The sequence below is a fragment of the Paralcaligenes ureilyticus genome, from assembly GCF_004346225.1.
GTDB lineage: Bacteria > Pseudomonadota > Gammaproteobacteria > Burkholderiales > Burkholderiaceae_B > Paralcaligenes > Paralcaligenes ureilyticus.
The window spans coordinates 46,375-59,996 of record NZ_SMAJ01000015.1 but is presented as its reverse complement, the minus strand read 5'-3'; the positions used below and the strand labels follow the sequence as shown (position 1 = coordinate 59,996).

The 13,622-nt window shown below is 58.3% G+C and carries 9 protein-coding genes; 8 read left to right on the top strand and 1 reads right to left on the bottom strand.

Features of this window, described 5'->3' with window-relative positions; genetic code table 11:
* The first annotated feature begins 8 nt into the window (after nucleotides 1-8).
* The 3 genes from EDC26_RS16075 to gltA are packed head-to-tail and all read left to right on the top strand — an operon-like array spanning nucleotide 9 to nucleotide 2,323.
* Nucleotides 9-725 carry a succinate dehydrogenase iron-sulfur subunit gene (locus tag EDC26_RS16075; RefSeq protein ID WP_132584489.1) on the top strand — a complete coding sequence of 239 codons (717 nt, stop codon included), beginning with the start codon at nucleotides 9-11 and terminating at the stop codon, nucleotides 723-725.
* Nucleotides 726-738: 13 nt separating this feature from the next.
* On the top strand, nucleotides 739-999 hold the full coding sequence (locus EDC26_RS16070) for an FAD assembly factor SdhE (RefSeq protein ID WP_132584487.1): 261 nt from the start codon (nucleotides 739-741) through the stop codon (nucleotides 997-999).
* 19 nt (nucleotides 1,000-1,018) lie between these two features.
* A complete protein-coding gene (gene gltA, locus EDC26_RS16065; RefSeq protein ID WP_132584485.1) occupies nucleotides 1,019-2,323 on the top strand; it encodes a citrate synthase in 1,305 nt (434 codons plus the stop codon).
* Nucleotides 2,324-2,482: 159 nt separating this feature from the next.
* On the opposite strand, the gene EDC26_RS16060 is transcribed toward gltA, so the two are convergent.
* Nucleotides 2,483-4,780, bottom strand: a complete 2,298-nt coding sequence (locus EDC26_RS16060) for an NADP-dependent malic enzyme (protein ID WP_132584483.1) — start codon at nucleotides 4,778-4,780, stop codon at nucleotides 2,483-2,485.
* 339 nt (nucleotides 4,781-5,119) lie between these two features.
* Here EDC26_RS16060 and EDC26_RS16055 point away from each other — a divergent pair, with 339 nt between their 5' ends.
* The 5 genes from EDC26_RS16055 to EDC26_RS16035 all read left to right on the top strand — a co-directional run bounded on the left by EDC26_RS16055 (nucleotide 5,120) and on the right by EDC26_RS16035 (nucleotide 13,413).
* Nucleotides 5,120-7,990 carry a 2-oxoglutarate dehydrogenase E1 component gene (locus EDC26_RS16055; RefSeq protein WP_132584481.1) on the top strand — a complete coding sequence of 957 codons (2,871 nt, stop codon included), beginning with the start codon at nucleotides 5,120-5,122 and terminating at the stop codon, nucleotides 7,988-7,990.
* A 31-nt stretch (nucleotides 7,991-8,021) separates the two neighbouring features.
* Nucleotides 8,022-9,230, top strand: coding sequence for a 2-oxoglutarate dehydrogenase complex dihydrolipoyllysine-residue succinyltransferase (gene odhB / locus EDC26_RS16050; RefSeq protein ID WP_132584479.1), 1,209 nt, complete (start codon nucleotides 8,022-8,024; stop codon nucleotides 9,228-9,230).
* A gap of 192 nt (nucleotides 9,231-9,422) precedes the next feature.
* On the top strand, nucleotides 9,423-10,850 hold the full coding sequence (lpdA, locus tag EDC26_RS16045) for a dihydrolipoyl dehydrogenase (protein WP_132584477.1): 1,428 nt from the start codon (nucleotides 9,423-9,425) through the stop codon (nucleotides 10,848-10,850).
* 54 nt (nucleotides 10,851-10,904) lie between these two features.
* Complete coding sequence (zapE, locus tag EDC26_RS16040) at nucleotides 10,905-11,996, top strand: cell division protein ZapE (RefSeq protein WP_132584475.1); 1,092 nt, start codon at nucleotides 10,905-10,907, stop codon at nucleotides 11,994-11,996.
* 70 nt (nucleotides 11,997-12,066) lie between these two features.
* The gene (locus tag EDC26_RS16035) at nucleotides 12,067-13,413 is read left to right on the top strand and encodes a tryptophan--tRNA ligase (protein WP_132584473.1); all 1,347 of its coding nucleotides are present in this window, start codon (nucleotides 12,067-12,069) and stop codon (nucleotides 13,411-13,413) included.
* Nucleotides 13,414-13,622 lie beyond the last annotated feature (209 nt).

The window sequence follows — 13,622 nt, the reverse complement described above, 5'->3', positions numbered from 1 at the left end:
ATATTGAAATGACTCAAAAACGTATCGTTAAGTTTGAAATTTATCGCTATGATCCCGACAAGGACGAGCGCCCCTACATGCAAAAGCTCGAGGTCGAGCTGCAGCCCACCGACAAAATGTTGCTCGATGCCATACTGCGCATTAAAAACGACGTCGACGACAGCCTGACATTGCGCCGGTCGTGCCGTGAAGGCGTGTGCGGGTCCGACGCCATGAATATCAATGGCAAGAATGGTCTGGCCTGTATTACCAACCTGCTCGACCTGAAAGAACCCATTGTGCTGCGGCCTTTGCCCGGCTTGCCGGTGGTGCGCGACCTGGTCGTCGACATGACCGATTTTTTCAACCAGTACCATTCGATCAAGCCTTATCTGATCAACGACCAGCCGCCTCCTGAAAAAGAGCGTCTGCAAACACCTGAAGCGCGCGAAGAGCTCAATGGCCTGTACGAATGTATTTTGTGCGCCTGCTGTTCGACGGCATGCCCGTCTTTCTGGTGGAATCCCGACAAGTTCGTGGGTCCCGCTGGCTTGCTGCAAGCTTATCGCTTTATTGTCGACAGCCGCGACGAAGCGACCAGCGACCGGCTGGATAATCTTGAAGACCCGTATCGTCTGTTCCGCTGCCATACCATCATGAATTGCGTGGACGTTTGCCCCAAGGGATTGAACCCCTCGCATGCCATAGGGAAAATCAAGGAAATGCTGGTCCGACGCGCTGTCTAGGGCTTACATAAGCATGAGTACCTTATCCGAGCTGGAACGCGCCCGTCTGCGTTGGCGGGCGCGCCGTGGGTTGTTGGAAAACGACCTGATCCTTACCCGGTTTCTGGATCACTACGAAACCCAGTTGACCGATACCGACGTTTCTGCGCTGACGGCCTTGTTTGAGATGGGCGACAACGAATTGCTGGATGTCCTGCTGGCTCGCACCGAGCTTGACGGGCCGTACGATACGGTGGCAATTCGTCGATTGGTGGCGCAAATGCGAGAGCTGTAAATTTTTAAGGAATAAAGTAATGCATCTGTCAGACAAAAAAGCCACATTATCGTTTTCCGACGGCAGTGCGCCGATTGATTTCCCCGTTTATCAGGGTACTGTGGGCCCCGATGTTATCGATATCCGCAAGCTGTACGGTCAGACGGGCATGTTTACTTACGACCCGGGCTTTATGGCTACGGCCGCGTGCGAATCGGCCATCACGTTCATTGACGGCGACAAGGGGCAACTGCTGTATCGCGGCTACCCCATCGATCAGCTCGCTACCAATTGCGACTTCATGGATGTCAGCTATCTCATCCTGAACGGCGATTTGCCCAATGCAGCCCAGAAGACAGAATTCGACTCGCTGGTTACGCATCACACCATGGTGCATGAACAATTGCATTTCTTCCTGCGCGGCTTTCGCCGCGATGCGCACCCCATGGCGGTGCTGACCGGTCTGGTGGGCGCCATGGCGGCGTTCTATCACGATTCCACCGACATCACCAATCCGCGTCATCGTGAGGTATCGGCAATTCGGCTGATCGCCAAAATGCCTACGCTGGTGGCGATGGCGTACAAGTTTTCGCAGGGCCAGCCTTCCATCTATCCGCAGAACAATCTGTCGTATACCGGCAATTTTGTACGCATGATGTTCGCCAATCCGTGCGAAGACTATCAGGTCAATGAGGTCGTCGAGCGCGCGCTGGACCGGATTTTCATCCTGCACGCCGACCACGAGCAAAACGCATCGACCTCGACGGTGCGGCTGTGCGGTTCGTCGGGTACCAATCCTTTTGCCGCGATTGCCGCCGGGGTGGCTTGCCTGTGGGGCCCCGCCCACGGCGGTGCCAACGAAGCCTGCCTGCAAATGCTCGAACACCTGCAGGCCAACGGCGGCGTCGAGAAAGTGGGCGAGTTCATGCAGCAGGTCAAGGACAAAACGTCGGGTGTGCGTTTGATGGGCTTTGGCCATCGCGTTTATAAAAACTACGACCCGCGCGCCAAGCTGATGCAACAGACTTGCAAGGAAGTGTTGGCGGCGCTGGGCCTGGAGAAGGACCCCCTGTTCAAGCTGGCCATGGAACTTGAACGCATCGCCCTTGAAGATCCTTACTTCGTCGAGCGCAAGTTGTACCCCAATGTCGATTTCTATTCCGGCATCGTGCAGCGCGCCATTGGTATTCCTACTTCGTTGTTCACCGCCATTTTTGCTCTGGCGCGTACGGTGGGCTGGATTGCCCAATGGAACGAAATGCTGTCCGATCCCGACTACAAGATCGGCCGCCCGCGCCAGTTGTACACCGGCTCGGCGGTACGCGACGTGGCCAAGCGCCGTTAATCGGCGGGCGGTTGTAGCGCCCCTTGTGTGTAGCGGCACCCCTTGTGGGTGCCATTTTTGTATCTTCGACTGCCACGTCCCTTGTAGCGCCGATGGCAGCCACAAGGGCTGCCGCTACAAGGGCTGCCGCTACAAGGGCTGCCGCTACAAGGGCTGCTTTTACAGACGAACCTGGCCGGCCTCTTGTTGCGCGTCGACGACGGCCAGCGCGGTCATGTTGACGATGCGGCGCACGGTGGCGCTGGTGGTCAGCACGTGTACGGGGCGCGCGGCACCCAGCAGCACCGGCCCCATGGCCACGCCGTTGCTGCCCGTCATCTTCAGCATGTTGTAGGTGATGTTGCCCGTATCCAGGTTAGGCATGATCAGCAAATTGGCGGGGCCTTTGAGACGGGAGTCGGGGTAGGCCTGCAGGCGGATCTTTTCAGACAGGGCGGAATCGGCGTGCATTTCTCCGTCTACTTCCAGATGGGGCGCCCGTTCGTTGATCAATTGCCGCGCCCGCGCCATTTTGCGCGACGACTCGGTGGGCCGGCTGCCGAAATTTGAATGCGACAGCAGCGCTATCTTGGGCGTCACCCCGAAGCGCAGAATCTCTTCGGCGGCCAGTATCGTCATGTCTGCGATCTGTTCTGCGCTGGGGTTTTCGTTGACGTGCGTGTCGCAAATGAACAGAGTCTGTTCGGGCAGCATCAATACATTCATGGCCGCGAAGGTTTGGGCGCCGGGCTTCAGGCCGATCACTTCCTGTACGTATTTCAGCTGATTGTCGAAACGGCTGGCAATGCCGCACAACAGCGCGTCGCCGTCGCCGCGTGTAAGCAGCATGACGCCAATCAGCGAATTGTGCTTGCGGACCATGGCCTTGGCGATTTCGGGGGTCACTCCTTCGCGGCCCATAAGCTTGTAGTAGGCTGTCCAGGTTTCGTTGAACCGCTCATCGGACTCGGGATTGACGATTTCGATGTTGTCACCGGCTTTCAGCCTCAGGCCGAATTTTTCGATCCGCATATTGATGACAGCGGGACGGCCTATCAGCGTGGGGTGGGCAATGTTTTCATCAACCACGGTTTGTACCGCCCGCAATACGCGCTCATCTTCGCCATCGGCATATAGAACCCGCTTGGGGGCGGTTTTGGCCTGCATGAAGAGCGGCCGCATCAATTGGCCGGTGTGATACACCAGGCTCATGAGTTTCTGCCGGTATGCCTCCATGTCTTCAATGGGGCGCGCCGCCACGCCCGAGTCGGCCGCCGCCTGCGCCACAGCAGGCGCAATTTTTACGATCAGGCGCGGATCGAATGGCTTGGGGATAATGTAGTCCGGGCCGAACGACAGTTCCTGGCCGGCGTAGGCATTGGCCACTTCATCGTTTTGTTCGGCCTGGGCCAGTTCGGCGATGGCCTTGACGCAGGCCAGCTTCATCTCGTCGGTAATGCGCGAGGCGCCCGCGTCCAGGGCACCCCTGAAAATGAAAGGGAAGCACAGCACATTATTGACCTGATTGGGGTAGTCGGAGCGGCCTGTGGCAATAATGCAGTCGGGCCGTGCCGCCTTGGCGATTTCAGGGCGTATCTCGGGCTCGGGGTTGGCCAGGGCCAGGATAAACGGCCGCGGACCCATGCTTTTGACCATATCGGCCGTCAGCACGCCGGCCGTGGAGCACCCCAGGAAAACATCGGCGTCGCGACACACATCGGCCAGGGTGCGTGCATCGGTGGCCTGGGCGTAGCGGGCTTTGTTCGGTTCCATGCTGGGGTCGCGGCCAGCCCAGATGACGCCGCGCGAGTCCGCCACGTAGATGTTGGAGCGCTGTACGCCAAGATGAACCAGCAGATCCAGGCAGGCAATGGCCGCGGCGCCGGCGCCCGAGCAGACCAGCTTGATCTGGCCGATTTTCTTGTCGAGCACTTTCAGGCCGTTGAGAATGGCGGCCGACGAAATAATCGCCGTGCCGTGCTGGTCGTCGTGAAACACCGGGATTTTCATGCGCTCGCGCAGCTTTTTCTCGATGTAAAAGCATTCCGGCGCCTTGATGTCCTCGAGGTTGATGCCGCCCAGTGTGGGTTCGAGCGCGGCGATGATGTCGACCAGCTTGTCGGGGTCTGTTTCGGCCAGCTCGATATCGAAGACGTCGATGCCGGCAAATTTTTTAAATAAACAGGCTTTGCCTTCCATGACCGGTTTGGCCGCCAGCGGGCCGATATTACCCAGACCCAGCACCGCCGTCCCGTTGGTGACAACGCCCACCAGGTTGGAGCGCGAGGTGTATTTGGCCGCTGCGGGGTTGCCGTCGGCGTGGATGGCCATGCATGCGATGGCTACGCCGGGCGTGTAGGCCAGCGACAGATCGTCCTGATTGGCCAGGGTTTTGGTGGGCGTAACCGAAATCTTGCCGGGAGTAGGGTAGGCGTGATAGTCGAGGGCCAGTTTGGTGAGATCGGCGTTGGTGTCCATGATGGGAGTACTCCGGGTGGCATGCTGCGAATTGATAGACAAGTGCGTATTTCAGCAGAGTTTTCAGGCGCGTGGTTTTGCAATGCAATATCGGCCGCCCGCATGGCCCCCGATAGCCCGGGTGTTTGTTAATGCCAACGTCGGGATCGTATTTGGGCGGGTTTGCACCTCCCGTGCTTACTTTCTGCGGGTCCGAGGGCTATACTGTATCGAATACGGCTTATTAAGGCGTCGTACGTTGCCTTCTGCCCTGCTATCCGCTAACCGGTCTGGCCGTGTCGCGGAAGGTTTTTCCCTGCATCATAACGAGTCAGACACTCGGATAGGTGAAGCGCATTTATGTCATCGGAAATAGAACTTCAATCCAATTCATACCTTTTCGGCAGTAACGCACCTTATGTAGAGGAACTCTACGAGTCCTATCTGGACAACCCCGGGTCGGTTGCCGACCAGTGGCGCGATTACTTCGATCAGCTCCAGCATCTGCCAGCCTCCGACGGTCGAGAAGCCACGCGGGATCAGGCTCATGCGCCCATTGTCGAGTCCTTTGCCCAGCGTGCCCGCGCCAATGCCTTTGTGGCCCGTGCCCAGGAGCCCGATCTGGCTGTGGCGGGCAAACAGGTTTACGTACAGTCGCTGATTGCCGCTTATCGCTCTCTGGGAGCCCGGTTTGCCGAGCTCGATCCGCTCAAGCGCCACGATCGCCCGGTCATCCCCGAATTGGACCCCAGTTTTTATGGTCTGACCGAATCCGATCTCGATCAGGTGTATGCGGCGAGCAATTCGTATTTCACCAAAGCCGACACCATGACCATGCGCAACCTGCTAAAGGCGTTGCGCGACACTTATTGCCGTAGCGTGGGCGCCGAGTTCATGCACATCTCCGACCAGGCTGCCAAGCGCTGGATCCAGGAACGTCTGGAGTCCACCATCGGCGTGCCGGCGTATTCCACCGAGCGCAAGCGCTACATATTGCGGCAATTGACCGAAGCAGAAGGCCTGGAGCGCTTCCTGCATACCAAGTACGTGGGGCAGAAGCGCTTTTCCCTCGAGGGGGGCGAGAGCTTCATCGCGTCCATGGACGAGGTCGTCAACCATGCCGGCGAAAATGGCGTGCAGGAACTGGTTGTGGGCATGGCGCATCGGGGCCGCCTGAACATGCTGGTCAATATCATGGGCAAGATGCCCGGTGATCTGTTTGCCGAGTTCGAGGGCAAGCACACCGAAGGCCTGACCGATGGCGACGTCAAATACCACAACGGCTTTTCCAGCGACCTTTCCACACGTGGCGGCCCGGTGCATTTGTCGCTGGCGTTCAACCCATCGCATCTGGAGATCGTCAACCCGGTCGTCGAAGGCAGCGTGCGCGCCCGCCAGGATCGCCGCGGCGATGAAGAGGGCAACGAGGTTTTGCCGGTTCTGGTACACGGCGATGCCGCCTTTGCAGGGCAGGGCGTGGTCATGGAAACGCTCAATCTGGCGCAGACCCGCGGCTATGGCACCGGCGGCACCCTGCATATCGTCATCAATAACCAGATCGGCTTTACGACCTCCGATCCGCGCGATACGCGTTCCACGCTGTATTGCACCGATGTCGTCAAAATGATCGAAGCGCCGGTTTTTCACGTGAATGGCGACGATCCCGAAGCGGTCGTGTATGTGACGCAGCTGGCGCTCGATTATCGCCTGCAGTTTCATCACGATGTCGTGGTCGATATCGTGTGCTTCCGTAAGTTGGGGCACAACGAACAAGACACGCCATCGCTCACGCAGCCCCTTATGTACAAAAGCATCGGCAAGCATCCGGGCACCCGCAAGGTGTATGCCGACAAACTGGTGGCCCAGGGCGTGCTGGCCGAGGGCGAACCCGATCAGCTTGTTAAAGACTACCGCCAGCTGCTTGAAGACGGCCAGCGCTCCATCGAGCCGGTGTTGACCGACTTCAAGAACAAGTATGCGACCGACTGGTCGGCTTTTCTGGGCGCCAAATGGACAGACCAGGCCGACACGGGCATTCCGGTGGCCGAGCTGACCCGCATCGGCGAACGCATCACGGCCGTTCCCGAGAATTTTACCGTGCATCCCCTGGTCAGCAAAATGCTCAACGACCGCCGGCTCATGGCCCGTGGCGAGCACAAGCTGGATTGGGGCATGGGCGAGCATCTGGCCTTCGCGACCCTGGTTTCGTCGGGATACGGCGTGCGGATTACCGGGCAGGATTCCGGGCGTGGCACGTTCTCGCATCGTCATGCCGTGTTGCACGACCAGAAACGCGAACGCTGGGACGACGGCACGTACATTCCTCTTCAGAACGTATCGGACAGCCAGGCGCCGTTTACCGTTATCGATTCCGTCCTGTCCGAAGAGGCCGTGCTGGGGTTCGAATACGGCTATGCCTCGGCCGACCCGCACACCCTGACCATCTGGGAAGCCCAGTTCGGCGATTTCGTCAACGGCGCACAGGTGGTGATAGACCAGTTCATTACTTCGGGCGAAGCGAAGTGGGGCCGTCAGTGCGGCCTGACACTGATGCTGCCCCATGGCTACGAAGGCCAGGGCCCCGAGCATTCGTCCGCGCGTATCGAGCGCTTCCTGCAGTTGTGCGCAGACAATAACATTCAAGTCGTCCAGCCGACCAACAGCGCCCAGATTTTCCACGTATTGCGCCGCCAGATGATCCGGCCGTTCCGCAAGCCGCTGGTTATCTTTACGCCCAAGTCTTTGCTGCGCAACAAAGACGCCACCTCGCCGCTGTCCGATCTGGCGACCAGCCATTTCCTGCCGGTCATCGGCGAGCAGGACGAAAACATTGTCGCGGCCGACGTCAAACGCGTGCTGGTGTGCTCGGGGAAAGTGTATTACGACCTGGTGCATGCACGTACCGAAGGCAGCCGCAGCGACGTAGCCATTTTGCGTGTCGAGCAGTTGTACCCCTTTGCGCATAAAGCGTTCCAGGCCGAATTGCAAAAGTACTCTGCCGCCCGCGAGGTCGTCTGGGTTCAGGATGAGCCGCAGAATCAGGGGGCGTGGTTTTATGTTCAGCATCATCTGTACGAAAACATGGCCGAAGGCCAACGGCTCGGATACGCAGGGCGCGTGGCTTCAGGATCCCCGGCCGTGGGTTATCTGGCCAAGCACCAGGAACAGCAAAAGGCCTTGATCGAGGCTGCGCTTGCAGCCAAGTTCAAGGGTTATATGCTGACCAAGTAATGAATATTTCTAAATAACGGATTAAAAAATTATGGCTATCACAGACGTTCTCGTCCCCCAGCTTTCCGAATCGGTTTCCGAAGCCACTTTGCTGAACTGGAAAAAGCAGCCCGGTGAGGCTGTGACTGAAGATGAAATTCTGATCGAAGTCGAAACCGATAAAGTGGTGCTTGAAGTTCCGGCGCCCGCTTCGGGTGTGCTCAGCGAAATCGTCAAGGGCGATGGCAGCACTGTAAGCTCGGGCGAGGTCCTGGCGCGTATCGATAGCTCTGCCAAAGCGGCTGCGCCAGCGGCGCAGGCGGCTGCCGCGGCTCCGGCCGCCCAGGTGGCCGCGCCTGCAACGGCCGTCCCGGCAGCGTCGTCCATCGCTTCGCCTGCGGCTGCAAAGATTCTGGCCGACAAGGGGGTTGATCCGGCTTCGGTCGAAGGTTCAGGACGAGGCGGGCGCATCACCAAGGGAGACGCGTTGCAGGCCAGTGCCACGGCTGCCGTCAAGCCTGCCGCCGCGCCGGTGGCTCCTGCCACCTTGTCGCTCGATGGCCGCCCCGAACAACGTGTACCCATGAGCCGCCTGCGCGCCCGCGTGGCCGAGCGCCTGTTGCAGTCGCAATCTGAAAACGCCATCCTCACCACGTTCAACGAAGTGAACATGCAAGGCGTGATCGACCTGCGCAACAAGTACAAAGAAAAGTTCGAAAAAGAGCATGGTGTAAAGCTGGGTTTCATGTCGTTCTTTGTCAAGGCCGTGGTTGCCGCGTTAAAGAAGTATCCCGTGGTCAATGCCTCGGTCGATGGCAAAGACATTATTTATCACGGCTATTTCGATATCGGTATTGCGGTGGGTAGCCCTCGCGGCCTGGTGGTGCCTATTTTGCGCAACGCCGATCAGATGTCGATTGCCGACATCGAGAAGCAGATTGCCGATTTTGGCGTTCGTGCGCGCGATGGCAAAATCACTCTTGAAGACCTGACCGGCGGCACGTTCTCGATTTCGAACGGCGGGGTGTTTGGATCGATGTTGTCCACTCCCATTATCAACCCGCCGCAGGCGGCCATTCTGGGTGTTCACGCCACCAAGGATCGCGCGGTGGTTGAAAACGGCCAGATCGTTATCCGACCCATGAATTACCTGGCGCTTTCCTATGATCACCGGCTTATCGATGGCCGCGAGGCCGTTCTTGCCCTGGTGGCCATGAAAGAGGCGCTCGAAGATCCCCAACGCCTGTTGCTGGACGTATGAGGTTGCAGGGTGCCGATTCATGTCTGCGCCATGAGCGGTGTATTCGTTGCATGAGAATATACCGCTCGCATACACTGTCAGGGCTTTGTGCGAAGTTGTAGCACCCCTGTCTGACAGACAGCCGGGCGCAGCCCCTTTCCAAAATATAGCGCGCGCGGCTTTGCGTTATTCATCATCTTATCGAGCAAAAATATGGCTAAACAATTTGACGTGGTCGTTATTGGCGCGGGGCCTGGCGGGTATATTGCCGCCATACGCGCGGCGCAGCTGGGGCTGACTGTTGCGTGCATCGATGCCTGGAGCACGAGCGACGGCAAGCCTGCGCCAGGCGGCACTTGCACCAATGTAGGCTGCATTCCGTCCAAGGCTTTGCTGCAATCGTCCGAACATTACGAGCAGGTCAATCACCATTTGGCCGAACACGGCATCGACGTCAAAGACGTTGCGCTCAAGCTCGACACGCTGATCGGACGCAAGAGCAATGTCGTCAAGCAGAACAACGATGGCATTTTGTATCTGTTTAAAAAGAACAAGATCACGTTTTTCCATGGCATGGGTTCGTTTGTGTCGCAGGTGGATGGCGGCTGGTCGATTAAAGTTTCCGGCGCTTCCGACGAAGACCTGGTGGCTCGTCATGTGGTGGTGGCCACCGGTTCTGCGCCGCGTGCCTTGCCGGGCCTGCCCTTCGATGAAAAGCAGGTGTTGTCCAATGATGGCGCCTTGCGTATTCCGGCGGTTCCTAAAAAACTGGGTGTGATTGGCGCGGGTGTGGTCGGCCTGGAATTGGGCAGCGTCTGGCGTCGTTTGGGTGCCGAGGTCACCATTCTGGAGGCGATGCCCGACTTTTTGGCTGCGGCCGATCAGCAGGTCGCCAAAGAAGCACAAAAGGCTTTTGCCAAACAGAATCTGGTGATCCAGACGGGCGTCAAGATTGGCGAGGTCAAGGTCAGTGCCAAGAGCCTTTCGATCGCCTATACCGACGCGGCGGGTGCCGAGCAGAAGCTGGTGGTCGACAAGCTCATTGTCTCGATTGGCCGGGTGCCGCACACCGAAGGGCTGGGCGTGGACACGGTTGGCCTGAAGCTCGATGATCGCGGTTTCGTGGTGGTGGACGAAGATTGCAAAACCAATCTGCCCAATGTGTGGGCGGTGGGCGATGTGGTGCGCGGCCCCATGCTGGCGCACAAGGCTGAAGAAGAGGGCGTGGCGGTTGCCGAACGTATTGCCGGCCAGCATGGCCATGTCAATTTCGGCACCATTCCGTGGGTGATTTATACCTCCCCTGAAATCGCCTGGGTCGGTAAAACCGAGCAGCAGCTGAAAACCGAAAGCCGCGAATACAAGGCAGGGAGTTTCCCGTTCCTGGCCAATGGCCGCGCTCGCGCTCTGGGCGACACGACCGGCTTTGTGAAGGTGCTGGCCGATGCCAAAACCGACGAGGTGCTGGGTGTGCATATCATTGGGCCCATGGCCTCGGAGCTGATTGCCGAGGCGGTGATGGTGATGGAATTCCGCGGCGCGGCCGAAGATATCGGCCGGGTTTGCCATGCTCATCCAACCTTGTCCGAGGCGCTCAAGGAAGCGGCTCTGGCGGTTGACAAGCGTGCCTTGAATTTCTAATTTCAATTTTGACCGGACCGTGTATTTTGTCAGTTTCGCGTGGGTTTATCTGAAATGAACGTGCGCGAATATTATCGGCAGGTGCTGGTCGAGCGCGGCTATGAGTCCGATGCGGCCCAATCGGCTGCTGTCGATCGCTTGCAGCGCTATTTCGACGAATGGCTGGATTTCAAGCAGGCGCGCTCAACCCGACTGAAAAAAATCTTTGCCCGGCCCGAGGTTCCGCGTGGCGTGTACCTGTGGGGCGGAGTCGGCCGGGGAAAAAGCTTTTTGATGGATGCGTTTTACCTGACGGTGCCCGTCAAGCGCAAGATCCGTTTGCATTTTCATGAATTCATGCGCGGCGTGCATCGCGAATTGCAAGAGGTCAAGGGCCAGGAGAATCCGCTGGACGAAGTGGCGCGGCGCGTGGCTCGCCGTTATCGCCTGATTTGCTTCGATGAGTTTCATGTGTCCGACATCGCCGACGCCATGATTCTTTACCGCCTGCTGCTTAAGTTGTTCGAGCTGGGCACCTCGTTTGTCATGACTTCCAACTACGAGCCGTCCACCCTGTACCCCGATGGCTTGCAACGCGACCGGATTTTGCCGGCGATCAAACTGATCCAGGATCGCATGGATGTGCTCAACGTCGATACGGGCGTGGACTATCGCCGACGTACGCTGGCGCAGTTGCGCATGTACATGTCGCCCATCACCGAGTCGACCCGAATCGAGTTGCGTGCGGCGTTTGACCGCTTGTCGGACACGGCGCCGCAGGATCCGGTGCTGACGATTGAAGGCCGCCAGATCAAGGCCATTGCCCTGAGCGGCAGCGTAGTGTGGTTTGATTTCGCCACCCTGTGCGGCGGCCCGCGCTCGCAGATCGACTATATGGATCTGGCCAGCCGCTTTCACACCATCATGCTGTCGGATGTGCCTTGCATGGGGCCGCGCTACGCCTCGGAAGCGCGGCGATTCACCTGGCTTGTCGATGTGCTTTATGATCATAAAGTCCAGATGATCATATCGGCTGAATGCGCGCCCGATGAGCTCTATACCCACGGAGCTTTGGCCAACGAATTCCAGCGTACGGTTTCCCGTATCATGGAAATGCAGTCGCTTGAATATATTGAGTCAGAACGCCGGGAAGCCGTGCTTCTGTGATCTCTGGCAGCTTGCCGGTTTTGGGCCGGCGCCTGTTTGTCCCATCCATTCTTTCTTCAGACCTAGGCTCATGAATACCCGTGTATTGACCGGCATTACCACCTCTGGAACTCCGCATCTGGGGAATTACGCGGGGGCGATTCGCCCGTCGATCCGTGCCAGCGCTCAAGCGGGGGTCGATGCCTTTTATTTTATGGCCGACTACCACGCCCTGATCAAATGCGACGATCCGCAGCGCATCGCGCGTTCGCGCCTGGAGATTGCCGCCACGTGGATCGCCGCAGGCCTGGATACCGATAAGGTCACGTTTTATCGTCAGTCCGATATTCCGGAAATTCCGGAATTGTGCTGGATGCTCACCTGCGTCACGCCCAAAGGTTTGATGAATCGCGCACACGCGTACAAAGCCTCGGTCGATCAGAATCAGCTCAAGCAGCTTGATCCCGATGACGGAATCACCATGGGCTTATTCTCGTATCCCGTGCTGATGGCTGCGGACATATTGATGTTCAATGCGAACAAGGTACCGGTCGGCCGCGATCAGATCCAGCACCTGGAAATGACGCGCGACATTGCGCAACGCTTTAATCACCTGTATGGCCGGGGCAAGGATTATTTTGTATTACCCGAGGTGCAGATCGAAGAAGAGGTCGCAACCTTGCCGGGGCTCGATGGGCGCAAAATGTCCAAAAGCTACGACAATACGATTCCTCTGTTTGAAGGGGGGGCAGGCGCCATGCGCGCTGCCGTCATGCGCATCGTGACCGATTCGCGCCAGCCTGGCCAGCCCAAAGACGCCGAGGGCTCGCATTTGTATACGCTGTATCGCGCCTTTGCTACGCATGAAGAATCGGCACGGTTCAGACTTGACCTGGAGCAGGGACTGGGCTGGGGCGAGGCGAAGGAATTGCTGTACAAGCGCATTGAGCAAGACCTGGCGCCCATGCGTGCGCAGTATGCCGAGCTCATGGCGCGGCCTGATCGTATTGAAGATATCTTGCAGGCGGGTGCAGTAAAGGCACGTAAATTATCGTCGGTGTTTATGTCGCAGCTGCGTGAGGCCGTAGGCTTGCGCCAGCCGGCGCAGGTAGCGGCGTCAAACATAGTGAAACAAAAAACGGGCGGCAAGCGCGCGCGTTTTGTGAGTTTTCGCGACGAAACAGGCCAATTCCGTTTCCGGCTGCTGGGCGCCGATGCAAGCGAGCTACTCCAGTCCGAACCGTTCACCCATCCGCAGGCGGCTGGCCAGGCCATTCAAAGCCTGCGATCGGCCGTGCTGGACGACATTCTGGTCGAGCACGATGGCGTGGCTACTTTTAATGTGGCCGGTCAGGTGGTAGGCCGTTGCCCGGTAAGCTCCCTGCCGCAGTTGCGCATCGCGTTGCGCGAAATGGAGGAGGATCAGGGCGTCAAGTAGCCATTGCACGTATCAAATCTGGTTGCTGATACTGCTGGCTTGCGTAAATGGCATCCCTTGTTTGTAGCGCCACCCCTTGTGGGTGGCATTCATCCTTTCGCATTGATGTATCTTGCCTAGAATATCCTAGTCCCGCGCCATGGGTGGTTAAGGCAAGTCGGGCTCCGACGTGCCCGGTCCTGGCTGCGCCAGGACTTCCCGCGCCTCAC